Origin of the sequence: Nonomuraea sp. NPDC049758 (assembly GCF_040674635.1) — a bacterium.
In the GTDB taxonomy this organism is placed as follows: domain Bacteria; phylum Actinomycetota; class Actinomycetes; order Streptosporangiales; family Streptosporangiaceae; genus Nonomuraea.
On sequence record NZ_JBFAMZ010000019.1, the window covers coordinates 86574 to 110743 of the forward strand.

At 73.9% G+C, this 24170-nt stretch carries 20 protein-coding genes; 8 read left to right on the plus strand and 12 right to left on the minus strand.

The window, feature by feature from the left end:
• Positions 1-206: 206 nt before the first annotated feature.
• Positions 207-1481: a C39 family peptidase gene (locus AB0J46_RS38585; protein WP_364339459.1), complete on the plus strand. Its 1275-nt coding sequence runs from the start codon at positions 207-209 to the stop codon at positions 1479-1481.
• On the opposite strand, the gene AB0J46_RS38590 is transcribed toward AB0J46_RS38585, so the two are convergent.
• Entirely contained in the window at positions 1482-2789 is a 1308-nt protein-coding gene (locus tag AB0J46_RS38590) for an FAD-binding oxidoreductase (protein ID WP_364339461.1), read from the minus strand.
• A 220-nt stretch (positions 2790-3009) separates the two neighbouring features.
• Between AB0J46_RS38590 and AB0J46_RS38595 the strand changes: the two genes are divergently transcribed.
• A complete protein-coding gene (locus AB0J46_RS38595; protein ID WP_364339462.1) occupies positions 3010-3906 on the plus strand; it encodes a sigma-70 family RNA polymerase sigma factor in 897 nt (298 codons plus the stop codon).
• 4 nt (positions 3907-3910) lie between these two features.
• Here AB0J46_RS38595 and AB0J46_RS38600 read toward each other — a convergent pair whose 3' ends face one another.
• The 5 genes from AB0J46_RS38600 to AB0J46_RS38620 all read right to left on the minus strand — a co-directional run bounded on the left by AB0J46_RS38600 (position 3911) and on the right by AB0J46_RS38620 (position 10910).
• Entirely contained in the window at positions 3911-4972 is a 1062-nt protein-coding gene (locus tag AB0J46_RS38600; protein ID WP_364339464.1) for an amidohydrolase family protein, read from the minus strand.
• Entirely contained in the window at positions 4969-6261 is a 1293-nt protein-coding gene (gene melA / locus AB0J46_RS38605) for an alpha-galactosidase (RefSeq protein ID WP_364339466.1), read from the minus strand. Before melA ends, AB0J46_RS38600 begins: the two co-directional genes overlap by 4 nt.
• 3 nt (positions 6262-6264) lie before the next feature.
• On the minus strand, positions 6265-7209 hold the full coding sequence (locus AB0J46_RS38610) for an alcohol dehydrogenase catalytic domain-containing protein (RefSeq protein WP_364339468.1): 945 nt from the start codon (positions 7207-7209) through the stop codon (positions 6265-6267).
• Between the two features lie 237 nt (positions 7210-7446).
• Positions 7447-8661, minus strand: coding sequence for a cytochrome P450 (locus tag AB0J46_RS38615; RefSeq protein ID WP_364339471.1), 1215 nt, complete (start codon positions 8659-8661; stop codon positions 7447-7449).
• Positions 8662-8792: 131 nt separating this feature from the next.
• On the minus strand, positions 8793-10910 hold the full coding sequence (locus tag AB0J46_RS38620) for an ATPase (RefSeq protein ID WP_364339473.1): 2118 nt from the start codon (positions 10908-10910) through the stop codon (positions 8793-8795).
• Between the two features lie 126 nt (positions 10911-11036).
• Between AB0J46_RS38620 and AB0J46_RS38625 the strand changes: the two genes are divergently transcribed.
• Positions 11037-12008 (plus strand): PP2C family protein-serine/threonine phosphatase, encoded by a 972-nt coding sequence (locus AB0J46_RS38625; protein WP_364339475.1) that lies wholly within the window; start codon positions 11037-11039, stop codon positions 12006-12008.
• Positions 12009-12091: 83 nt separating this feature from the next.
• Positions 12092-14074, plus strand: a complete 1983-nt coding sequence (locus AB0J46_RS38630; protein ID WP_364339477.1) for an amino acid transporter — start codon at positions 12092-12094, stop codon at positions 14072-14074.
• Positions 14075-14156: 82 nt separating this feature from the next.
• On the opposite strand, the gene AB0J46_RS38635 is transcribed toward AB0J46_RS38630, so the two are convergent.
• From AB0J46_RS38635 to AB0J46_RS38650, 4 genes are read right to left on the minus strand one after another with little or no spacing between them, the layout of a single operon-like run.
• A complete protein-coding gene (locus AB0J46_RS38635; protein WP_364339479.1) occupies positions 14157-15167 on the minus strand; it encodes a phosphotransferase in 1011 nt (336 codons plus the stop codon).
• Entirely contained in the window at positions 15154-15300 is a 147-nt protein-coding gene (locus AB0J46_RS38640) for a hypothetical protein (RefSeq protein ID WP_352352560.1), read from the minus strand. The genes AB0J46_RS38635 and AB0J46_RS38640 overlap by 14 nt, the downstream gene beginning before the upstream one ends.
• 49 nt (positions 15301-15349) lie before the next feature.
• Complete coding sequence (locus AB0J46_RS38645; protein WP_364339481.1) at positions 15350-17824, minus strand: PEP/pyruvate-binding domain-containing protein; 2475 nt, start codon at positions 17822-17824, stop codon at positions 15350-15352.
• A complete protein-coding gene (locus AB0J46_RS38650) occupies positions 17821-18552 on the minus strand; it encodes a helix-turn-helix domain-containing protein (RefSeq protein ID WP_364339483.1) in 732 nt (243 codons plus the stop codon). Before AB0J46_RS38650 ends, AB0J46_RS38645 begins: the two co-directional genes overlap by 4 nt.
• Positions 18553-18666: 114 nt before the next feature.
• On the opposite strand from AB0J46_RS38650, the gene AB0J46_RS38655 reads away from it, so the two are divergent.
• From AB0J46_RS38655 to AB0J46_RS38665, 3 genes are all read left to right on the plus strand, one after another.
• Positions 18667-19212 (plus strand): hypothetical protein, encoded by a 546-nt coding sequence (locus AB0J46_RS38655; protein ID WP_364339486.1) that lies wholly within the window; start codon positions 18667-18669, stop codon positions 19210-19212.
• Positions 19213-19262: 50 nt separating this feature from the next.
• Positions 19263-19643: a hypothetical protein gene (locus tag AB0J46_RS38660; RefSeq protein ID WP_364339488.1), complete on the plus strand. Its 381-nt coding sequence runs from the start codon at positions 19263-19265 to the stop codon at positions 19641-19643.
• 79 nt (positions 19644-19722) lie between these two features.
• Positions 19723-20394, plus strand: a complete 672-nt coding sequence (locus AB0J46_RS38665) for a DUF6766 family protein (protein ID WP_364339490.1) — start codon at positions 19723-19725, stop codon at positions 20392-20394.
• Here AB0J46_RS38665 and AB0J46_RS38670 read toward each other — a convergent pair.
• Positions 20328-21164: a pyridoxal-phosphate dependent enzyme gene (locus AB0J46_RS38670; RefSeq protein WP_364339492.1), complete on the minus strand. Its 837-nt coding sequence runs from the start codon at positions 21162-21164 to the stop codon at positions 20328-20330. The genes AB0J46_RS38665 and AB0J46_RS38670 overlap by 67 nt on opposite strands.
• Positions 21165-21207: 43 nt before the next feature.
• Between AB0J46_RS38670 and galK the strand changes: the two genes are divergently transcribed.
• Complete coding sequence (gene galK / locus AB0J46_RS38675) at positions 21208-22320, plus strand: galactokinase (RefSeq protein WP_364339494.1); 1113 nt, start codon at positions 21208-21210, stop codon at positions 22318-22320.
• Between the two features lie 5 nt (positions 22321-22325).
• On the opposite strand, the gene AB0J46_RS38680 is transcribed toward galK, so the two are convergent.
• Positions 22326-24155 (minus strand): glycoside hydrolase family 15 protein, encoded by a 1830-nt coding sequence (locus AB0J46_RS38680; protein ID WP_364339496.1) that lies wholly within the window; start codon positions 24153-24155, stop codon positions 22326-22328.
• Between the last annotated feature and the right edge of the window lie 15 nt (positions 24156-24170).

A 24170-nucleotide genomic window follows, 5' to 3' on the forward strand; every position in this document is an offset into this window, starting at 1 on the left:
CGGACCAGGGCCTGGTTGTTCTGCGCGTTCTGGCCGACGTAGCCGCCGCTGCAGTCGGCGGCGTTCGAGGGGCGGTGGCCTCGATCAGAAGAGAAAGTTTCGGCGCTCGGAGAGCTTCATGGCCCATACGTAGATTTCCCGATGCTTTGCCCGCCGGATGTCCCTACTGTCGGGCCCATCCGAAGCCTTCCGAGCAAGGTGGGTTCATGCGCGCGCTGACCGTCCTCCTGTCCGGACTCCTGCTGGCCACCACCCTCCAACCGCCCGCCGTCGCCGCCGTCGCCGGTAAGGACGTCGCCGGGACGAAGCCGGGCCCCGTCGTGCCCGACGTCGTCTACCAGCGGGCCGACTTCGCCACCGGCACCGGCGAGGGCACGTCCGCCGCCGACGGGCTGTCGTTCGCCTCGGCCGCCGGCACCACCTCCTACACCGACGCCCTGGGCACCAGGACGTGGGAGTACGCCCGCTGGACCGGCCCCGAGCGCACGGTCGGCTTCCCCGCCACCCAGCTGATCGCCTCCTGGACGGCCGACGTGCCCCAGGGAAGCTGGCTGCAGGTCGAGGCCAGGGCCAGGAACACCGCCGGGCTGAGCAAGTGGTACGTCCTCGGCCGCTGGTCCTACGCGGAGGGCGACATCATGCGCACCTCCGTGGCCGGCCAGGGCGACGCGGACGGGTCCGTCGCGGTGGACACGCTGGTGGCGGCGTCCGGGCGGCAGCTGTCGGCGTACCAGCTCCGCCTGACCCTCTACCGCAGTCCGGGCTCGGCCGTGACGCCCCGGGTGCGCACGTTCGGCGCGATGGCCTCGAACGTGCCCGACCGCAAGACCGTCCCGGTCAGCCCCGGCGGCGGGGCGTGGGGCGTCGAGCTGAACGTCCCGCGCCGCTCCCAGAACGTGCACGCGGGCCACTACCCCGAGTGGGACGGCGGCGGCGAGGCGTGGTGCAGCCCGACCTCGACCACGATGGTGCTCGGCTACTGGGACAAGTGGCCGAGCGCGCAGGACACCTCCTGGGTGGACCCGTCCGACCCGAACCCCGAGGTGGACCACGCGGCCCGCTACACCTACGACCACGCCTACCAGGGCGCCGGCAACTGGCCGTTCAACACCGCCTACGCCGGCCGCTACGGCCTGGACGGCTTCGTCACCCGCCTGCGCACCCTGACCGAGCTGGAGCGGCTGATCAAGGCGGGCATCCCGGTGATCACCTCGCAGTCGTTCAAGAAGGGCGAGCTCCCCGGCGCCGGTTACGGCACCGACGGCCACCTCATGGTGATCGTCGGCTTCACCGCGACGGGCGACGTGATCGCCAACGACCCGGCCTCATCCAGCAACGACGCCGTCCGCCACGTCTATCCGCGCGCCGACTTCGAGAACGTGTGGCTGCGCAGTTCGAGCAGCGGCGGCGTCGCCTACGTCATCCGCCCGCCCGGCCACGCCCTGCCCGCCACGACGCCGGGCCTGCCCGCCAACTGGTGATCAGTCCAGCACCGGGTAGTTGGCGCGGAACACGCCCTGCGGGTCGCGCGACCGCTTGATCTCGCGCAGCCGGGCCAGCGCCGGCTCGGGGAACGCCTGAGCCGCCCGCTCGCCCGGCGACAGGAACGTGTACGGCTTGCGCCCGCTCACCCGGTCGCCCAGGGCGGCGACGACCGCGTCCTGCTTGGCCCGTACGGCCTGGCCGAGCTCGGGGCTGATCCCGGCCCCGAGCAGGTAGAGCAGGTACGGCTCGGCCAGCGCTCCCCCGGCGCCGCCGCCCGGCCGGGTCAGCGCCCCGCCGAGGTGCCTGATCTGCATGGCGACCAGCGGCCCGACCGGCTCGGCCAGCAGGATCTCCACGGCACCGGCGTCCAGCCCGGTCAGCAGCTCGGTACGGGCCACCGCGGGCGCCGGGTCGGTCGGCTCGGCGGTGATCGCGCCGAGGTCGGCCGTGGCCATGGCGGCCCGCGTGTCGCTCAGCACGCCGTCGATCTTGGCGAGCCGGCCCAGCAGGTCCTCGGCCTCGGCCGCCTCGCCCAGGTAGGCCAGGTCCACGGTCACCATCGGGGGCGCCTTGGGGAACTGGACCCGGTTCACCCACAACGACAGCTCGGGCGGCGCGTCGGCGGTCAGCTCGCGGAAGGCCGCGAACACCTCGGCCTCCTTTGCGCCGGGCCACATGAGACGGCCGCCGTACAGGGCGCGCTCGGCGTACAGGTCGAACTCGACGGCGGTGACCAGCGCGAAGTCGCCGCCGCCGCCGCGCAGCGCCCAGAACAGGTCGGGGTCGCTCTCCCCGGTCACCCGCGCGGGCCGGCCCTCGGCGTCCACGACGTCGAAGGCGCGCACGCTGTCGGCCGCCCAGCCGTACCTGCGGCCGAACCAGCTCAGGCCCCCGCCGAGGGTGTAGCCGGTGACGGTGACCGCGGGGTTGCTGCCGGCCAGCCCGGTCAGGCCGTGCCTGCCCGCCTCGGCCTGCACCGCGCCCCAGGTCACGCCTGCGCCTGCGCGGGCGCGCCGCTCGGCCGGGTGGATCTCCAGCTCGTCCAGCCGGTTGGTGCGCAGCAGGATCACGCCGTCGGCGGTGCCGCTCGCGCCGTGGCCGCGCGGCTGTGCGGAGACGGTCAGCCCCTCCTCGCGGGCATGGCGGACCAGGGCGGCCACGTCGGCGGCGTCGGCCGCCTCGACCACGGCGGCCACCGGCTGGGCCACGGTCAGGTTCCACGCCCTGGCCGCCGCCTCGAAACCCTCGTCGCCGGGCAGCCACACGCGTCCCTCGACCGCGGTGCGCAGCTTGTCGTACGTCATCGTCCACTCCTTCATGAAGACTCACCACCTTGACGACGCGAGCCCGGGAAAGGTGACCGACCGTCAGAAAGATCACCCCGGGGGACATGCCGGCGGGCCCCGGCGCGCTCGTGCGCCGGGGCCCCTCACCATGTCCTGACGGGCTTAGGATGCCGCCATGGTCGCCCTCCGTCGTCGCCCAGCCGCCTGTATGACGACCCGGCGCGACGAAAGGTGACCGATGAACGCGCAAGCCGACCTGGCCGGCCACTTCGACCTGACCAGGAGCCACCTGCGGGCGGTGGCGCACCGCATGCTCGGCTCGGCCGACGAGGCCGACGACGCCGTCCAGGAGACCTGGCTGCGGGCCGCCCGCGCCGGCACGGACGGGGTCGCGAACGTGCCCGGCTGGCTGACCACGATCGTCGGCCGGGTCTGCCTCGACATGCTGCGCGCCCGCGGGCGCAGGGACGAGCAGCTCGTCGAGGGCGAGCGGTTCGACCAGGTGAGCGTCCATGACGGCGATCCGGCCGACGCGGCGGTGCTGGCCGACTCGGTCGGGTTCGCCCTGCTGGTGGTCCTCGACACGCTGAGCCCCGCCGAGCGGGTCGCGTTCGTGCTGCACGACCTGTTCGCGATGCCGTTCGGGGAGATCGCGCAGATCGTGGCGCGCTCCCCCGCCACGGCCAAGAAACTGGCCAGCCGGGCGCGGCAGCGGGTGCACGGCACGCCCGTCCTGCCCGCCGCCGACCACGCCAGGCAGCGCAGGCTGGTGGCCGCCTTCCTCGCCGCGGCCCGCGCCGGCGACCTGGACGCCCTGCTCGCGGTCCTCGACCCCGACGTGCTGCACCGGTCGGACGTGCCGGGGTCGGGCGGCGAGCGGCGCGGCGCCCGTCCGGTGGCCCAGGGCACGCTCACCGACTCCGGCCGCGCGCGCTTCGCCGATCTCGTGCTCGTCGACGGCAGGCCGGGCATCGGCGTGCTGCGCGGCGGCCGGCTGTTCCTGGTGCTGCGCGTCACGACGGACGGCGAGCGCATCACGGAGATCGACATCGTCTCCGACCCCGCGCGCCTGGCCGCCCTCGACCTCGCCCTCGACCCCGAGCCCTCCCCGGACGGCGGCGTGCCGGCGCCCTGAGCGGTCAGGCCAGCCGCGGCACGAGCCGCAGCGCGTTGCCCGCGTACACCTGCTCCAGGACGTCGTCGGGCAGGTCGAGCCCGGAGATCGTCCACCGGCCCATCAGCGGCGGGTCGTCGAGGGAGTGCGCGAACGCCTCGTCGTCGGTCTCCATGAACCGGAAGTGGATCCGGTAGACGTCCGGGTGCGGCGGGATCTCGTCGGTGCCGAACAGCACCCGGCCGGGGTGGCGGAGCATGAGCGCCCGCGTGGCGCGCGGCTGGCGTCCCAGCTCGGCGACGCGCGCCGCGATGTCGATGTGGAAGTTCGGGTACGCGTCCAGCATCCGGCCGGCGAACCCCAGGTTCTCCGGCCAGCACCCGGCGTGCACCCCGATCACGGTCGTGGCCGGATGCCGGGCCACCATCGACTCCATGGCCTCCATGAGCCGCTCGAACGGCGGGAACCCCGGCCCGGAGAAGTTCCAGTCGGGCCGGGCGGCCAGCAGTTCGAGGCGTTCGTTGCGCTCGTCCACAGGCTGGAAGAACGCGACCGGGTCGGCGGTGTGCAGGGCGATGGGCACGCCCGCCTCCCCCACGGCGGCCCACAGCGGGTCCAGGCGGGGGTCGTCGAGCAGGACCAGCTCGCCCCGGTGGTCGCGCACCCGCAGCCCGACGTCCTTCCACACCTTCAGCCCGGCCGCGCCCTCGGCCACCGAGCGGCGCAGCTGGGCGGCCAGCCGCTCGCCGAAGCCGGGCGTTGCGGTCTCGGACCAGTCGACGTGGCAGAACGTGGCGAACCGGCCCGGATGGGCGGCGTCGTAGCGTTCGAGGTTCTCGGCCAGCTCCCGGCCCCAGCGGCCGTCGAGGTTGACCATGCCGCGCAGATTGAGCTCGTCCATCATGCCGATCAGGGCGGGGACGTCCTGAACCATCCAGCCGCCGTCCTCGGTCAGCCAGCGGCCGAGGTGGATGTGGGCGTCCACGACGGGCAGCCGGGCCCGGTCGACCTCGTGCACGGCCACCCGGAGCTGCGACACCGGACGGTAGCGGGACAGCGGCAGGCCGGCGTCGGACGACGGGGTCACTTCCTGATGCCTTCGGGCAGCAGGTCGCCGTGGGCCTCGATGAGGGCGTCCACCAGCTCGCGGACCTTGCGGACCGGCAGGGTGGCGGCGGTGTTGGGGTCGAGCAGCGCGGCCTGGTAGACGTGGTCGCGCCGCCCTTCCAGGGCCGCCTTGACGGTCAGCTCGCCGACGCTGAGGAAGGCCCGGTTGAGGGCGGCGACCTGGGCGGGCAGCTCGCCGACGGGCAGCGGCCGCACGCCGGACCGGTCGACGTGGCAGGGCACCTCGACGGTGGCCTCCGGCGGCAGGTTGGAGATCAGGCCGCCGTTGCGCACGTTGCCGTGGATCAGCCTGCGGGCGCCGGTCTCCATCGAGTGGATGGCCAGCGAGGCCAGCTCGTCGCCGCGTTCGATCGGCACGCCCCTGCCGGCCTCCAGCGAGCTCTTGTACTCCTCGTACTCCTCGTAGCCCTCGGCCAGCCACTCCAGGTAGACGTTGATCGGGATGCGGTACCGCTCGACCTCCTCGGCGTGCGGCAGGAACCACGGCAGGTACTCCGAGCCGTGCTCGGAGGACTCGGTCGGGAAGTAGCCGAAGTTGCGGTAGACCTCCACGCGCACCCGCCGCCGCAGCTCGGGGTCCCGGTCGATCAGCTCGTCGAGCCGCCGGTAGAGGTTCTCGCCGTCGCGCTCGAAGCGCAGCACGAACGCCTGGTGGTTGACGCCCGCGGTGAGGAAGGAGATCTCCTCCTCCGGGACGCCGACCATGGCGGCCAGCGTGCTCTGCGTGTCGCGGGCGGCGTGGCAGACGCCCACGACGTTCTTGAACGGGGTGCCGGCGTAGACCGACCAGGGGATCATCGACATCGGGTTGGTGTAGCTGAACAGCACCGAGTCGGGGGCGAGCTCGGCCAGGTCGTCGCCGATGCCGACCATGACGGGGATCGTGCGCAGGGCGCGGAAGATGCCGCCGATGCCCAGGGTGTCGCCGATCGTCTGGCGCACGCCGTACGCGGCGGGGATCTCCAGGTCGCGCCTGACCGCCTCCAGGCCGCCCACCGCGATCTCGTTGATCACGTAGTCGGCGCCCTCGACGGCGGGCCGGCGGTCGGCGTACGCCTCGATCCGGGCGCCGATGCCCAGCTCGGCGACCATCCAGCGGGCCATCGCCGCGGCGGTGTCGAGCCGGGCCCTGTCGATGTCGTGGAGCACGATCGTGGACTCCGACAGTTCGGGAAATGTCAGGATGTCCGAGAGGAGGTTCTTGGCGAACGTGATGCTGCCGGCGCCCACCAGGACGATGCGGGCCATGGGTTACCTCGATTCCGGGGTCAGCAGGGCTTTGACGGGGGTGGCCTGGCCGTTCATCAGCCGGGTGAAGACCTCGGCGCCCTCTTCGAGAGGGAAGGTCCGGACCCAGCTCAGGTCCCAGCGGCCGACCAGGCCGACGGCCGCGGCGAAGTCGGCCGCGTCGTAGGCGAACGAGCCCAGCACGCGCTTCTCGCCGCGCACCAGGTCGGCGGCGTCGTACCCGGCGACGTGGTCGGCCAGGCCGAGCCAGACGGCCACGCCGCCGGGGCGCAGCCGGGACAGGGACTGCTCGTGGGTGGCGGCGGCGCCGACCGCGTCGAAGATCACGTCGTACTCGCCGGTCAGCTCGGCGCCCGCGGCCACGCCGCCGAGCCCCGCGGCGACGGCCAGCCGCTCGGGCGAGCGGTCGGCCACGTCCACGCCGGCCGCGCCGCCGGACAGGGCGGTGAGCAGGCAGGTCAGGCCGATGGCCCCGGCGCCGATCACGCCCACGCGCGCCCCGGCCGGCCGCCCGGCCAGCCCCCAGGCGTGCACGGCGTTCGCGGCCGGCTCCACCACGCCCGCGGCGGTCCAGCCGAGCCCGTCGGGCAGCGGCACCACGGCCGCGGTCGGCACCGCGACGCGCTCGGCGAAGGCGCCCGGCCGGTGCACGCCGATGATCTGCCGCTTCCTGCACACGTTGGGCCGGCCGATCAGGCACACGTCGCACGCGCCGCACGACAGGATCGGGTTGACCGTGACCGGCCGCCCGTCGTCGGTGCGCCCGGCGAACTCGTGCCCCATGACCAGCGGCGGCACCCGGAACCCGGGGGTGCGCACGCCGTGCAGCTCACTGCCGCAGATGCCGGAGGCGACCACGTGCACCAGCACCTCGTCCGGCCCGGCCACGGGCTCGGGCACGTCCCGCTGCTCAACGACGCCGGGGGCGGTGAAGACGAGAGCCCTCACGAGAGCCGGCCGGTCGAATGCGCGCGTTCCATGGAGATCCCCGTCCTGTTCCGTCATAAGGAATGCGATTCCGAACTGGCGCTAGGAGACCATTGCGGCGAAGATCATGTCAAGAGGCCGAGGGAAGTGGGGCGGCATCACCGCACCCGGCACAGCAGGAGCGGCCGGGTCGAGGACTGCGTCCCCGCTCCCGGCCGCTCTGTTCCGAATCACGGAAAGACGGTTTGACAGGCAGAATCAGCGCAGCAGCACGGGCACCGCCAGCGGCCCCTCGGTGATGATCGACGCCGTGTAGGCGATCTCCTCGGGGCGGACCGCCAGCCGCAGCCCCGGGAACCTGCCGAACAGCGACGACAGCGCGATCCTGGCCTCCAGCCGGGCCAGCGGCGCCCCCAGGCAGAAGTGCGGACCCCGGCCGAAGCCGAGATGGCCCTCCTTGGCCTTGCCCAGGTCGAAGCGGCCGGCGTCCGGGCCGTAGCGGGCCGGGTCGGTGCCCGCGCCGGTGAGCCCGACGACGATGGGCCGGCCCGCCGGGATGGTGGTGCCGGCGACCGTGACGTCCTTGAGCGCGTAGCGGAAGACCAGGCCGACGACCGAGTTGCGGCTGCGCAGCGCCTCCTCCACCACCTGCTCCCACGCGTCCTCCGTACGGGCGCGGTCGAGCTGGGCGGGGTCGGCGCACAGGGCCACGACCGCCTTGGCGATCAGGTGCACGGTCGTCTCGTGGCCGGCGACGAGCACGACCCACAGGATCCACAGCAGCTCGTTGTCGGACAGGCGGCCGCCGTCGTCCTCGTTGGCGCGGATCAGGCCGGTGGTCAGGTCGTCGGCCGGCTCGCGGCGGCGGCGCGCGATGAAGGCCGCCAGGTAGCCGAGCAGCGACCCGGCCGCCGCGTTCACCTCGTCGGGGGCGGCGGCATGCGACAACATCACGCCCGTCCACTCGCGGATCTGCGCCCGCTCCTCCTGCGGGACGCCGAACAGCTCGCAGATCACGGCGACCGGCAGCGGCTCGCTGAAGGCGTGCACGAGATCGACCTCGCCGCCCCGCTCGGCCATGCGGTCGAGCAGCTCGTCGGTCATCTCCTGGACGCGCGGCGCGAGGGCGGCCACCCGGGCCGGGGTGAAGGCGCGGTTGATGAGGCTGCGCAGCCGCCGGTGGTCGGCGCCGTCCTTGGTCAGCAGGTGGTCGCCCTCGATGACCTGGCGCAGCGGCCAGTCGGCGGGGACGGTGCCGTCATGAAGGCCGGTGAAGTTCCTGGCGTCCTTGCTGTAGAGCGCCTCGTCGTTGGCCAGCACCTCGTCCGTCGCCTCGTAGGAGGTCACCAGCCAGCCGTTCACCTCCCCCGGCAGCAGGACGGGCAGGACCGGTCCGTGCTCGTCCCGCAGGCGGCGGATCGTGTCGGACGTCCGCTCGCCGGGAACCGGGAACGGAAGTGGCGCGGTGTCCAATGCAGCCTCCCATGTACGGATGTCTCCCTACTCTGCGTGGTAACGCCGATGGATCCAAGGGGTGAGGTTGTCACCGCCAGGCAGGCAACATCTGCCTCCTCCGCCACGTCGGAGCCCCCGGATCGGTGGTCTCACACGTTCGGCAGCCCCTCCCCCTCGGGTTCGAGCGCGTACGCGATCCCGGCGTCGACCTCGCCGTCGTACCCGGCGCGGAACGCCGACCCGAACGCGTCGTCGCCCAGGGCCTCGCGCGCCTGCCGCTCGCACTCCTGCCGGGCCGCCACCCAGGCCGGGACGCTGGCCTGCGCCTGACCGTGGCTGCTCCAGATCCGCTGCGCCAGCCCCAGCAGCCGGGCCGCCCGCTCGGGCCGGCCCGCGGCCCCCGCGCCGAGCGCCAGCAGGTCGACGGTCAGCCCGATGCCGAAGTCGTCGTGCAGCCTCCGCTTGGTGCGCAACGCCGCCTGCCCGTAGGCGACGGCCGCCGCCACCCGCCCGCGGGCCAGCTCGGCCTGGCCGCGCAGCAGGTCGCCGTGGGAGCGCATGGCCTGCTCGCCGTGCTGGTCGCACAGGGCGCGCAGGTCCTCCAGCACCGAGATCGCCTCCTCGATCCGGCCGGCGACGGTGTGCGCGACCGCCCGGCACATCAGCGCCAGCAGCCCGGCGATCGTCAGCTCGTCGCCGCTCCAGCGCATCGCGTACGCCGGCTCCGACTCCGCCATGGCCTGCTCCAGGTCGCCGCGGATCACGCCGGCCGACGAGCGCAGCGCCTTGACGCACAGCGCGGCGAAGGCGTCGTCGTCGGCCGCGGCGGCCTCGCACTCCTCGGCCCGCGCCTCGACCGCGGCGGCGTCCCCCTGGGTGGCGGCGAGCAGGCCGTCGGCCCACAGGGCGCGGGCGCGGACCGGGCCGGGGGCCGGGTCGAGCGCCAGGGCCTGGCCCAGGTAGTGGCGGCCCTCCTTGGCGTAGCCGCAGCCGTACCAGAAGAAGGCGAGCGTGCCGGCCAGGTCGAGGGCGGCCGCGCCGTCCCGTTCGCCGAGCGCGGTCTCCAGCGCGGCGCGCAGGTTGTCGTGCTCGCCGACCATCCGGTCGTACCAGGCGGGCTGGCCGGCGCCGAGCCAGCCGGCCGCGCCGCGCACGGCCAGGTCCTGGTAGTGGGCCCGGTGCCGGCGGCGCAGCTCCTCCTCCTCGCCGAGGCCGCGCAGCCAGCCCGCGCCGTACTCGCGCAGCGTGTCGAGCATGCGGTAGCGCTCGCCGGAGCCGGTCGGCAGCCAGGTCAGGATGGACTCGTCGGCCAGGGCATCGAGCAGCAGCCCGATGTCGGCCTCGGGCAGCCGCTCGTCGGCGCACACCCGGCGCGCGGCCTCGGCGTCGAAGTCGCCGGCGAACACCGACACCCGCGCCCACAGCAGCCGCTCGGCGGGCTCGCACAGCTCGTGGCTCCATCCGACGGCGGTACGCAGCGCCTGGTGCCAGGGCGGGTCGGCCTCCTGGGTGAGGGCCAGGTCGTCCTCCAGGGTGGCGAAGCGGTCCTCCAGCCGGTCGGCCAGATGGCCCAGGGGCAGGTCGCGCAGCCGGGCCGCGGCCAGCTCGATCGCCAGCGGGATGCCTTCGAGCCTGCGGCACAGCCGGACGACGTCGTCGCGGTTGGTGTCGGTGATCTCGAAGGTCGGCATCGTCGCCGCGGCGCGCTCGACGAGCAGGGTCACGGCGTCGTGGCCGAGCGGCGCGGTGGCGCCCGCGGCCGGCACCGGCAGCGGGTCGACCACGATCACCAGCTCCGGGTCCACCTCCAGCGGACGGCGGCTGGTGGCCAGCACGTGCAGCCCGGGCACCGCCGCGAGCAGCCCCTCGACGGTCGCCGCGCACGCCCCGACCAGGTGCTCGCAGGTGTCGAGCACGAGCAGCAGCTCGCGCCCGAACAGGTGCTCGGCCAGCACCTCGGACATGGGCCTGGTGGTCTGGTCGGTGAGCCGGAGCGCCTCGGCGATGGCGTGCGGCAGCAGCGTCCCGTCGTCCAGCGGCGACAGCTCCACCAGCCAGCAGCCGCCGGCGAAGTCGGGCCGCAGGTCGGCGGCGGCGCGCAGGGCCAGACGGGTCTTGCCGACGCCGCCCACCCCGGTCAGGGTCACCAGCCGCGACCGCCGGCACGCCCTGCGCACCTGCTCCAGCTCCGCGCCGCGGCCGATCAGGCTCGTGAGTTCCGCTGGAAGGTTGCCCGCCTGCCACTTACCTGCCATCGTGATCGCCACCTATCGGATGAAGTTGTGACAGCAGCTTGCCGGAACCTGATGCACTGCGTGACTAAAAGTGAGAAAGTAGCTACTCACCCTGTTCGCCGCGTCCGGAAAGAAGAAGCCGATATCCGGAGACACACCATGCGTTCACAGCGAGCCTGGTTCCTGCTGTTCCTGCTGGTCGAAGGGGTTGTCGCGCTCTATGTCACCTTCGGGCGCGCCGGTTTCGACCCGCTGACGGGGCTGCTCGTCCTCGCCCCTGCGATGGGGCTGGCGTCCGTGGCCTACCGGTTCCAGTGCGACCAGGAGCGCGAGTTGTCCCGGGTGCGGCAGATCGCGGAGCTGGCCCAGCAGGCGATCGTCCGGCCGCTGCCGCCCCGGCTCGGCGGCATGAGCCTGGCCGTCCACACCCGTTCGGCCACCGACCAGGCGCTGATCGGCGGCGACCTGCACGACGCGCTGGTCGCGCCCTCCGGGGTGCGGCTGATCGTCGGTGACGTCAAGGGCAAGGGCATGGAGGCCGTCCGCCTGAGCGCCGTCGTGCTGGCCTCCTTCCGGCGGCACGCGCCCGACGCCCCCGACCTGGTGACGCTGGTCACGGCGCTCGACGCCGACCTCGTCCCGTACCTGGGCGAGGAGGACTTCGTGACCGTCCTGCTGGCCGAGTTCGTGCCCGGCGAGGTGCGGCTGGTCAACTGCGGCCATCCGGCTCCCCTGCGCATCGGCCACCGCCTGGAGGCGCTGGAGCCGCCCGAGCCCTCGCCGCCGCTCGGCCTGGGCCCCGAGCCGCGGATGCGGCGCGCCGGGCTCGGCCTGTCGCAGCGGCTGCTGCTCTACACCGACGGCCTGAGCGAGGCCAGGGACGCCGACGGCGTGGAGTTCCCGCTCGACCAGCACGTCCGGCACGCCCTGGCCGCGCCCGGCCTCGACCACGCGCTGCCCAACCTGCTCGACCTGCTGGACGAGCACGCCGGCGACCTGCGCGACGACCTGACGCTGGTGCTGGTGCAGCCGGTGCCCGCGCCGGACCCGGCCGAGCGCGCGGCCGGTCCCGCGCCGGACGGCCCGGCCGCCACCGCCCTTCCGGCCGACTCCCGCAAGGACGGCTTCTGAGGGAGGACCGCGGCGGGGGCCGCCGGGATCCGACCCCCTAAGGTGGGGACGTTCGTTGGCGGCGTCCCCGAGAGGAAGTTCCGGTGAGCGGTACCGGTGGGCTTGCCATACCCGAGTCGGTCGAGAGCGCGGGCCGTACCGGGCCGCCTTCGAGCCGGCCGGCGCGATGGTTGCTGCGGCACCAGGTCCAGCCCGTCGGCCCCGAGTCGGCCGAGGGCCACGGCGAGCCGCAGCCCTGGTGGAAGGTCATGTGCCTGACCGGCGTCGACTACTTCTCCACCCTGGCCTACCTGCCCGGCATCGCCGCGCTCGCGGCCGGCGCGCTGTCGCCGCTGGCCACGCTGCTCATCGTGGCGCTGACGCTGCTGGGCATGCTGCCGATGTACCGGCGGGTGGCCAAGGAGAGCCCGCACGGGCAGGGGTCGGTCGCCATGCTCGAGCGCCTGCTGCCGTTCTGGCGGGGCAAGCTGTTCGTGCTGGTCCTGCTGGGGTTCGTGGCCACGTCGTGGATCATCACGATCACGCTGTCGGCCGCCGACGCCTCGGTGCACATCCTGGAGAACCCGTACTTCCCGAGCTTCCTGCACGGGCACGCGGTGATCATCACCGTGGTGCTGCTGGTGGTGCTCGGCGGGGTGTTCCTGATGGGCTTCACCGAGGCGGTCGGCGTCGCGATCCCGCTGGTGGCGCTGTTCCTGCTGCTCAACGCGGTCGTCGTGGCCGTCGGGTTCGCCGACGTGGCGGCCGAGCCGGAGGCCCTGTCGCGCTGGACGGACGCGCTGCTCAACGGGCGCGGCGGCTTCACCGGGCTGGTCGGCCCGGCGGTGCTGGCCTTCCCGCTGCTGGTGCTGGGCCTGTCCGGGTTCGAGACGGGCGTCAGCATGATGCCGCTCGTGGCCGCCCAGGGCGACGACCCCGAGCAGCGGCTGCGTTCGCGCATCGGCAACACCCGCAAGCTGCTGACCGTGGCCGCGCTCATCATGAGCGTCTACCTGATCGCCACCAGCTTCGTCACGACCGTGCTCATCCCGGCCGAGCAGTTCGCGCCGGGCGGGCAGGCCAACGGCCGGGCGCTGGCGTACCTGGCGCACGAACGGCTCGGCGAGGGCTTCGGCACGGTCTACGACGTCAGCACCATCCTCATCCTCTGGTTCGCCGGCGCCTCGGCCATGGCGGGCCTGATCAACATCGTGCCGCGCTACCTGCCCTCGTACGGCATGGCGCCCGAGTGGGGCAAGGCCGTCCGGCCCGTCGTGCTGGTCTACACGGCCATCTGCGTCCTGCTCACCCTGGCCTTCAACGCCGACGTCGACGCCCAGGCCGGCGCGTACGCCACCGGCATCCTGGCGATGATGGTCTCCGGCGCGGTGGCGGTGACCATCTCGGCCGTCCGCCACCGCCAGACCCCGGCCGTCGTGGGCTTCGCCGTCCTCACTCTGGTGCTGGTCTACGCGCTGGTGGAGAACATCAGGGAGAAGCCCGACGGCATCACCATCTCGGCGTTCTTCATCCTCGGCATCGTCGCGATCTCGCTGATCTCGCGGGTGTCGCGCACGACCGAGCTGCGGGCCGACCGGATCGAGTTCGACGCGGCGGCCCGCCGGTTCGTCACCGACTCGCTGAACCACGACGGCGCGCTCAACATCATCGCCAACCGGCGCGGTCCCGGCGACGCGGCCGAATACCTGGCCAAGGAGAGCGAGCAGCGGTCCATGAACCCGGTGCCGGGCCGGGCGGACGTGCTGTTCCTGGAGATCGACGTCATCGACCCGTCCAGCTTCAGCGACGTGCTGCGGGTGCGCGGCGTCGAGGTCGACGGCCACCGCGTGCTGCGCGCGGAGAGCCCGGCCGCGCCCAACGCGATCGCGGCCGTGCTGCTGGCGCTGCGGGACGGCACCGGGGTGCGTCCCCACTGCTACTTCGAGTGGGCCGAGGGCTCGCCGATGGTCCACCTGCTGCGTTACCTGATCCTGGGCCGCGGCGACACCGCGCCGGTCGTTCGCGAGATCATCCGCAAGATCGAGCCCGAGCCCCAGCGGCGGCCCGGCATCCACGTCGGCGGCTGACCGGCCGCGACCGGTCCGGGGGCGGTCCGGGGGCGGTCCGGGAGCGGTACAGGGCCGTGTCAGGCGCCGGTTCGGGGTCGCGTCAGGGCCAGCGGGTGCGCAGCCAGGCGAGGGTGGCACGGCGGGAGCGTTCGCGACGGTCGCGCAGCGCCGGCGGCGCGGGCGCGGTGGCCGAGCGCGTCCAGTAGCCGAGGAGGACGACCAGGAGGGCGTCCACCTGGTCGGCGGGCGCCCGGCGACCGAGCGGGTGCGCGGTGAGCAGGCGCTCGGGGTCGCGCGGCCCGAGGTCCGACTGCAGCAGCAGGCAGACCAGGTCGGCCCAGGCCGGGCCGGTGCAGGCGCGTCCCCAGTCCACCAGGCGGGCGGTCCCGTCGCGGTCGATGAGGATGTTGTCGAACCGCGGGTCGAAGTGCAGCAGCGTGCCGCCGGTGACCAGGGCGGTCCAGCGGCGTTCGACCGCGGCCAGGCGGGGCAGGCGGGCGCGTTCCCAGGCTCCGGCGCGGGCGGGGTCGAGGGTGTTCCACAGCTCGCAGCGTCCCGACATGCGCCCGGCCAGCGTGGGCAGGCCGCCCAACGGGGACGGGGTCAGCTCGCGGGCGCACGCGGTGAGCAGGGCGAGCGCGGCGGCCAGCTCGTCGTCGTGCCAGGGCTCGTGCGGGATCCGGCCGGGCGCGACCTCCGAGCAGAGCAGGACCCACCCCGCCGCCTCGCAGGAGAACAGGAACCGGGGGGCGGGCACGCCCGGCGGCAGGGCCGCGCCCACCACGGCCTCCGCCCGGTGGTCGGCCGCGTGCGGCGAACCGGCGGGCACGGCCTTGACGAACACCCGCCCGCCGCCGGTCAGCGTGAGCACGCCGCGCACGCCGCCGGTGAAACCGCCGTGCCGCTCCTCGAAGCCGGCCGCCGCCCGCCCGAGCCGCCGCTCGACCTCCCGGACGAGAGCACCGGGCAGGTCCTCCCACCCGGGCGGCCCGCTCCGGGGGCCGGGCGGGTCGTGCCGTTCGGGCGGAGTCGTCCGCTTGCCGGGCGGGTCGTGCCGTTCGGGCGGAGTCGTCCGGTCGCCGGGCGGGTCGTGTTGTTCAGGTGGTGTCATCCGGTTGCCGGGCCTCCTGGAGGTCGGGCTGGGCGGCGTCGCGGTCGAGGCCCAGCAGGGCGAGGCGGAAGCGGGCGCAGCGCGCTTCGAGCTCGCGCTCGTCGTCGAGGATCCACTGTTCGATCATGGTCATCCAGTGAACACACCGGCCGCCGGAGGACGGCCGACTTGGCGCAGTCTTTTCACTGGAGCAACTCGACCGTGCCGCGCTCGCCGTCCACGCGGACGCGGTCGCCGTCGCGCAGCCGCATGGTGGCGTTGCCGGTGCCGACCACGGCGGGGATGCCCAGCTCACGGGCCACGATCGAGGCGTGCGACAGCGGCGCGCCCATGTCGGTGACGACGGCGGCCGCGCGCGGGAACATGGGGGTCCAGCCGACGTTCGTCAGGGTCGTCACCAGGATCTCGCCGGGCGCCAGCCGGTCGCCGTCCTCCGGCCCGGCGATGACCCTGGCCACGCCCTCGACCACGCCCGGCGCGCCGGGGAACCCGGTCACGGTGTCGCTGACCGGGACGTCGAAGCCGCGGGCGTCGTAGACGTCGGCCCGGCGGCCCGGGTCGGCGGCCCACCGGACGGGGTCGAACCGGCCGACGATCACCGTCGGGTACGGCGGCAGCGCGGCGTACCGGTCGTGGGTCGCCCGCCGGACCGGGACCCGGGCCAGGGCCGAGGCGTCGCCGCGCAGCACGTCGAGGATCTCCTCCAGGTAGAGGTGGAACAGGTCGTCGCCGTGCCCGGTCAGCTCCCCGGCGCGCACCACGAACGCCCGCAGCACCCAGAAGGCCCGGATGTTCTCCGAGCGGGCGCTCTCCCGGTCGCGGACGACCGCGTTCCACCGCCGCACCCGGGCGCGCATCCGGGCCTCCTTGCCGGGGTGGCGGGCGGCGAACCGGGCCCACGCCTCCTGCCTGGCCTTCTCCTGCCGGGCCAGCAGCGCCTCGGTGCCGGCCCGCAGGTCGCGCAGGCCGGCGAGCTGGGCGTCGATCCAGGCCGGGTCCTCGCCGGGCCGGGGCCTTGAGACCTCGAACTCGTGCGGGCCGCGGTGCCCGTAGGCCAGCGCGAACTCCTCCCTGCTGATCTCGCCCCTGGCCAGCCGGCCCAGCCCCAGGACGGGTCCGAGGCTGGCCAGCTCGCCGTCGGCGTTGACGCCGGTGAGCATGGCCTCGGCGTCCGCCTCGCCCATCAGCCTGCGCAGCCGGTCGCGGGTCCAGACCAGCGTGGCGCCGCCCTGGCGGCCGGCGGCCTCCAGCATGCGGCTGGAGGTGACCAGGTGGGGTTCGATGGCGGACGTCCACAGGTCGGCCAGCTCGGTGCCGGAGGACGTGGCGGCGACGCGTTCGCGCAGTTCCTCGCAGCGCTGCCGGGAGGTGGCGAGGAAGGCCGGCAGCTCCTTGATGTTCCGGCGCACCCGCCGCTGGAGGGTGACGGCCATCGGCAGGACGCGCCGGACGATCTCCCAGCGCGACAGCCGCACCAGCGGCACCTCCAGGCCGGCCGGCAGCCTGCCGAAGACCTGCTCGACCGCGCCCAGCCTGCTCCGCATGCCCAGGGCGGCGGCGATGGAGTGGACGACGCTGAGGTTCATGTAGAAGCGTCCGCCGATGTTGCCCACCAGGTCGAACCCGGGCAGCGCCGAGGCCGACATGGCCTCGTGGATGAAGATCCGGACGAACGACCAGGTCGCCGGCGTCATCACGTCGGGGATGGCCTCGCCCAGGTTCCCCGCGGTCCACAGGTAGTCGCCCTTGAGGCTGTCGTTCCACTCCTCGACCTGCGGCTTCAGGCCGGTGATCGGGCGGCCCTGGAGGATCGCGAACGTGCCGTCGCGCCTGGCCCACTCGACGTCCATGGGCATGCCGTACAGGGCCTGGACGCGTTCACCGAGCGCGGCCAGCTCCACCGCCTGCGCCGCGTCGAGGACGGGAGCGCGGCGCAGCTCCTCGGGCACGGGCTCCTCGCGGGTGCCGCTCGCGGTGCGCACGGTCATGACGGTCTTGTCGGCGACCCGCGAGCCGGTGACCCGGCCGCCCGACAGGGTGATCGTGTCCGGCGTGACCTGCCCGCCGACGACGGCCTCGCCGAGCCCCCAGGACGCGTTGACCACGATCTCGTCGCGCGCGCCGGTGACCGGGTCGGCGGTGAACATGATCCCGGCCGCGTCGGCGTCCACCAGCTCCTGGACGACCACCGCCAGGGCCACGTCGTCGTGCGGGACGCCGTTGCGCTCGCGGTAGGCGACGGCGCGCGGGTTCCACAGCGAGGCCCAGCAGCGGCGGACCGCCTCCAGCAGGCCGTCGGCCCTGACGTTGAGAAAGGTGTCCTGCTGCCCGGCGAACGACAGCTCGGGCAGGTCCTCGGCGGTGGCCGAGGAGCGCACGGCCACCGCGACGTCGTCGCCGAGCGCGGCGTGCGCGGCCCGGATCGCCTCGGCCAGGCCGGCCGGGATCTCGTGCGCGGCGAACAGCGCGCCGGGGTCGCCGCTGGAGGCGATCTCGTCGCCGAACGCCGCCACGAACGACCGGTACGCCCACGTCGTGACGACGAACCCGCCGGGCACCGGCAGCCCCGCCCTGGCCAGCCGGGCCAGCGAGGCGCCCTTGCCGCCCGCGGTGCCGAGGTCGGCGGCTTCGTCGTCGAGGGGGATGACTGCCTTCATTGCACGCGCTCCTTGGCCGGGCTCATGGATGTCGCCAGTTTGCGCCGGGCGACGTCGGCGAGGGCGTCGAGGAGGTCGAGGGTGGCCCGCGCGACGGCGGCGGCGTCGCCGGACGGCAGCGCGCGTCCGGTGCCCACCGCGCGTTCGACGGTCTCGGCCAGCAGCTCGGCGACGCGGTCGTCGGGCAGCCGCTCCGACTCCGGCTGAGCGCCGGGCAGGAACATGAAGCCGTAGAAGATCGAGCCGATCACCGTGACGTGCTCGGCCGGCTCCGCGCGCACGGCGCCCAGCCGGACCAGCTCGCGCAGGTAGGCGTCGAAGGGGCCGCCGAGTTCGAGGCCGCCTGCCGCCGGGCCCTGCCGCTTGAGCCGGGTGAGCTTGCCGAGCACCTCGGAGTCGTCGAGCAGCACCGCGTGCAGCAGCGGCCGGTGCAGCAGCGCCGAGGCCAGGCTCCCGAACAGGTCGCCGAGGGTGGCGGGCGCGCGGTCGCGCACCCGGTCCAGCATGAGCACCCGCTCGCGCCGCAGCAGCGCGGCGAACAGCTCTTCGCGCGTCTTCCAGTGCAGGTAGATCGTGCCCTTGGCGACCCCGGCCCGCCTGGCGACGTCGTCGACGGTGGTCTTGTCGTAGCCCCAGCGCAGGATCAGCTCGGCGGCGGCGTCGAGGATCCGGTGGGCGCGCTCGGCCTGCCGCGCGGTGTCCTGCGGCGGCCTGCCCGATCTGGCCATGCGTCGTCCTCCAATTGTTTGACCGGATGAGCTTAATCGGTCACGTAATTGACGGCAAGGCCGGATCTCCCGTACGCCGCCGGGAAGGCGCCGCCGGGCCGTAGCGTAGGGGGCATGGGCAAGGCGTTCTGGATCGACCAGGAGTTCGACAGGGACCGTGACGGGCGCTACGCCGTGCACGTGCGCAAGAACCTCGACGAGTTCGAGTGGGGGGACATCGCGCCGGTCAGGTTCGCCTGCGCGGCCTGGCGGCTGGCCACCCCGCCCGCCCTCACCCCCGGCTACGTGCGCTGGGACCGCCGCGTCCTGGAGGCCACCTGCCACCGCAACACCTGGGACGGCACCCTGTTCGCGCGCGTCCGGATCGTCTCGCCGCTTCCCGCCGAGCTGACCAGGTCGCGTGCCTGGTGGCGCGACCGCGGCTGGCTGGGCTGGCAGGAGACCTTCGGCCAGTACGTCGAGCCGAGCCAGCAGGACCTCGCCCGCATCCCGTTCCTGCGCGCCACGCTGCTCGTCGAGGCGCCCGTGCCGCTCGGCGACCTCCCGCCGGAGCCCGAGGGGCCGCACGACGAGGTCGAGCAGCGCGCCCACCGGTCCGTGCTCGTGCTGGTCCGCGAGCTCAACGCGCTGGTCGCCCCGGTGCTCGACCAGCTCGGGTAGCCCGTCCGCCGGCCAGCATGCCCGCTGCCCCCGTGGGTAGCGGGAGGCTCATGAGATTTCCGTTCGTCGTGACGGCGCTCCTCCTGGCGGCCGTCGGCTGCGCCGTGGACACGACGTCCCCCGCCCGCGCGGCCGAGCGTTTCCACGCGGCTCTGGAGGCTCACCACGAGGACGCCGCGTGCGGGCTGCTGGCCCGGACCACCGCCGAGAAGCTGCCCGACCGCGGCCAGACCTGCGCCCAGGCGCTGGGCGACCTCAAGCTGGGGCCCGGCGGCGCGGTCACCGAGGTGAGCGTGTGGGGCAAGGAGGCCCAGGTGCGGCTGGCCGGCGACACCCTGTTCCTGCACCGCTTCGACGACGGCTGGCGGGTCAAGGCCGCGGGCTGCCGGCCCGTGCACGACCTGCCCTACGAATGCGAGGTGGAGGACTGATGCGGGTGATGTTCACGCTGACCCTGCTCGTCATCGCGGCGGGGCTGGCCTGGTTCCTGGCCATAGGGTGGGCGCGGTTGTGAAGTGGTTGAAGGAGAACTCCCTCTCGCTGGCCTTCCTGGTCATGTTCCTGCTGGCGCTCGGCGGCCAGGCGGTGGCGGGCATGCTGCAGTTCAACGACGTGCAGCTGGTCCAGGGCGGCGACCCGGTGTCGTTCGCCGAGTACGTCACCTCCTCCGACTTCGCCGTGGACGTGGCGGAGAACTGGCAGTCGGAGTACCTGCAGTTCTTCCTGTACATCATGCTGACCGTCTGGCTCGTCCAGAAGGGCTCCCCCGAGTCCAAGAAGGTGGCGGACGCCGGGGCCGAGTCGGACGAGGAGCAGCAGGTCGGCGCGCACGCCACCAGCTACTCCCCCGCCTGGGCCAAGGCCCGCGGCGCCCGGCTGTGGCTGTTCAGCAACTCGCTCGGGCTGGTGATGGGGGCCATCTTCGTGCTGTCGTGGCTGGCCCAGTCGGTGGCGGGCCAGGCGGCCTACAACTCCGGACGGCTCGGCGACCTGCGCGACCCCGTCTCGTGGGGCCAGTACGTGACCTCCGCCGAGTTCTGGAACCGCAGCCTGCAGAACTGGCAGTCGGAGCTGCTGGCCGTGTTGTCGATGGTGGTGCTGTCGGTCTACCTGCGTCAGCGCGGCTCGCCCGAGTCGAAGCCGGTCGGCGCCCCGCACGCGGCCACGGACGTCGAGGGCTGACCGGTCAGCACGGCCACGACGCGGGTGCCCGGCGCGAACGCCCCCCGCCGGGCCAGGTCGAGGACGCCGTAGAGCATCTTGGCCACGTAGACGCCCTCGACCCGGTGCTCGGCGGCGAACCGGTCGAGGGCGGGGGTCGAGCGGGCGTAGCCGCCGAAGTGGTGGTCGAGGTCGAGCGACCAGTTCGTCCAGGTGCGGCCGTAGGCCTCGCGCTGGAGCCGGGCCACCTCGCCGGCCAGGAAGCCGGCCCCCTTGAGCACCGCGAAGCCCAGCGCCCGCCTGCCCTCGGGCAGCCCGGCCGAGATGCCGGCCAGCGTGCCGCCGGTGCCGACCGGGCAGCAGACGACGTCGTAGTCGATGTCGATCTCGGGCGGCAGCTCGGCGCAGCCGCGCACGGCCGCGGCGTTGCTGCCGCCCTCGGGCAGGATCGTGACGTCGCCCCACCGCTCCCGCAGCCGGGCCTGCACCTCGGGCGTGTGCTTGAGCCGGTAGGCGGCGCGGTCGAGGTAGGTGAGGGTCATCCCGCAGGAGGCGGCGAAGGCGAGCGTGGGGTTGAGCGGCAGGTGCTCCTCGCCCCTGATCACCCCGATCGTCTCGATGCCGTGCAGCCTTCCCGCCTGGGCCACGGCCCTGATGTGATGGGAGTACGCCCCGCCGAAGGTGAGCAGCCGCCGATGGCCCAGGTTGTACTTGAGCTTGCGCCGCTTGTTGTCGTCGTGCATCAGGAACACCCGGACCTGGCCGAGCGCTGGATCCAGGAGCTCCTCCATGGCGCTAGTCTACGGTCGGGCCTTTGTTGAGGAGTGTTGGATTATGCGCGTTGCTGAAGCTTTTCGTGCCGCCTTCGGTGCCGATCCCCGCACGGTCTGGCGCGCGCCCGGCCGGGTCAACCTGATCGGCGAGCACACCGACTACAACGACGGTTTCGTCCTGCCCTTCGCGGTGCCGTGGGGCGTGAGCGCCGCCGTCACCCCGCGCGCCGACCAGACCATCCGGCTGCTGTCCCTCCAGTCCTCCGGCGGCCCGATCGAGCTGCCGGCCAGGGAGGAGGCGACCGGCTGGGCCCGCTACGCCGTGGGCGTCCTGGCCATGCTCGGCGACCGGGTCGCCGGCGCGGACATCGCGATCGACGGCGACGTGCCCCAGGGCGCGGGGCTCAGCTCCAGCGCCGCGCTGGAGGTGGCCGTCGCCTCCGCGCTGAACGACGTCCACGGGCTCGGCCTGACGCCGATGGAGATCGCGCTGCTCAGCCAGCGGGCCGAGAACGACTTCGTCGGCATGCCGTGCGGGATCATGGACCAGGCCGCCTCGGCGCTGTGCGAGGAGGGCCACGCGCTGTTCCTCGACTGCCGCTCGCTCGGCTCCAGGAAGATCCCCCTCGACCTGGCCGCCGAGGGCCTGAGCATCCTCATCATCGACACCCAGGTCCACCACGAGCACGCCGGCGGCGAGTACGCCAAGCGCCGCGCCGAGTGCGAGTCCGCCGCCCGCAAGCTGGGGGTGGCGTCCCTGCGCGACGTCACCGACCTGGCCGCGGCCCTCGACCGGCTCCAGGGCGACGAGCGCAAGCGCGTCATGCACGTCGTCACCGAGAACCACCGCGTCGAGGCCCTCGTCGGCCTGCTGCGCGCCGGCAAGGTCACCGAGATCGGCGCCCTGCTCAACGCCTCCCACCTGTCGCTGCGCGACCAGTACGAGGTCTCCTCGCCGGAGCTCGACGTGGCCGTGGAGGCCGCCTTCCGCGGCGGGGCCCGCGGCGCCAGGATGACGGGCGGCGGCTTCGGGGGCTCCGCCATCGCCCTCGTCCCGGACGACCGCCTGGACGGCGTGCGCGAGTCGGTCTCGGCCGCCTACGCCGAGCGCGGCTTCCAGGCCCCGCGTTTCCTGGCCGCCACCGCCGCCGAGGGCGCCCACCGGCTGGCCTGAGCCGGTCAGGGCGTGCGGGCCGCTCCCGCCCGCGCCAGGTTGACACCGCTGGCGATCACCCCGATGTGGCTGAACGCCTGCGGGTAGTTGCCCGCGAACGCGCCCGTGGCCGGGTCGATCTGCTCCGGGAGCAGGCCGAGCGGGCCGGCGCGGGCGCACAGGGAGGCGTACAGCTCCTCGGCGCGGGCCCGGTGGCCTTGCAGGATGAGGTTGTCCACCAGCCAGAAGCTGCACAGCAGGAAGGCGCCCTCGTCGCCGGGCAGGCCGTCCGGCGACCGGTCGTGCAGGTAGCGGTAGAGCAGGCCGTCACCGGCTGACAGGCGTTCGGCGATGGCGGCGGTGGTCGCCGCCATCCGCGGGTCGTCGGCCGGGACGACCTTGCGCAGCGGCAGCGCGAGCAGGCTGGCGTCCAGGCCGCCGCCGCCGTCGAGGTGCTCGCTCAGGCACTGCGCCTCCTCGTCCCACGCCTGCTCCAGGATCAGCCGGCGCAGCTCCTCGGCGGTGGCGCGCCACCTGGCGATCGGACCGGCCAGGCCCAGCCGTTCGCCGATGGCCGCGGCCCGGTCGAGCGCCACCTGGCACATGCCCGCCGAGTAGGTGAAGACCCGGCCCTGGCTGCGTACCTCCCAGATGCCCTGGTCGGGCTGCCGCCAGGTGTGCGCGGCGGCCTCGGCCAGCGCCGACAGCCCCGACCACAGCGCGGGCTGCAGGTCGCGGCCCGGCAGCAGCCACTGGTCGGCGCAGTCCAGCACCTCGCCGTAGACGTCGTGCTGGCGCTGGTCGGCCGCGCCGTTGCCCCACCGCACCGGCGCCGAGCGCCGGTAGCCCTCCAGGTCGGCGTCGACGACCTCCTCGGGTACGGGGTCGCCGCGCAGCGTGTACATGATCCGCGGCTGGCCGCTCTGCTCGAAGGCGTCGAGGACCCAGCCGAGGAAGCCGTCGGCCTCCTCCGCGAAGCCGACGCGGCGCAGCGCGAAGACGGCGTAGGCGGCGTCGCGGATCCAGGTGTAGCGGTAGTCCCAGTTGCGCACCCCGCCGACGGGCGCGGGCAACGAGGACGTCGGCGCCGCGACCAGCGAGCCGTTCACCCAGTCGTCGCACAGCTTCAGCGTGATCACCGAACGCCGGACCAGCGCCTCCTGCGGCCCCTGGTAGGTGCACGCGCCCATCCAGCGCCGCCAGGCGTCGGCGGTCTGCCGCACCATCGCCTCGGGGTCGAACCGGTGGTGACGGTGGATGCGCCCCCACGACAGCACCAGGTCGAGGCGCTCGCCCTCCTGGAGGTCGTGCACGGTGCGCAGCCCGGTCAGCGGCCGGTTGGAGCGCAGGTGCAGCCGCAGGTCGGGCCGGCGGGACGCGCGTACCTCCAGTCCGCTGCCGAGCATCCGGGCCTGTCCGCCGCCGCGCGGCGCCAGCTCAGCCCGCAGGCGCACGTCCCCCGCCAGGACGACCGCGGACCTGACCAGTTCGCCCCGTCCGCCGCCCGCGTCGTCGCTGAGGTCGGCGCCGGCCCGCAGGACCAGCGCGTCGGTGATCCGGACCACGCCGGACGGGCCGCGCAGCTCGGTGACCAGCACGGCGGTGTCCGGCTCGTAGTACTGCCTGGCCTCGCGCAGGTCGTCGGCCGTCAGCGTGAAGCAGCCGCCGCGCTCGCGGTCGAGCAGGCCGCACAGCACCGGGTCGCTGTCGAAATGCGGCAGGCACAACCACGGGATCGAGCCGTCGAGGGCGACCAGCGCCGCCGTCGTGCCGTCGCCGATGAGCCCGAGGTCCTCCAGCGCCGGGTAGCCCTCCCGGTGGCGCACCGGGCGGAAGGGTGGATCGAGATCGAGCATGACCGGCGTTCTCCT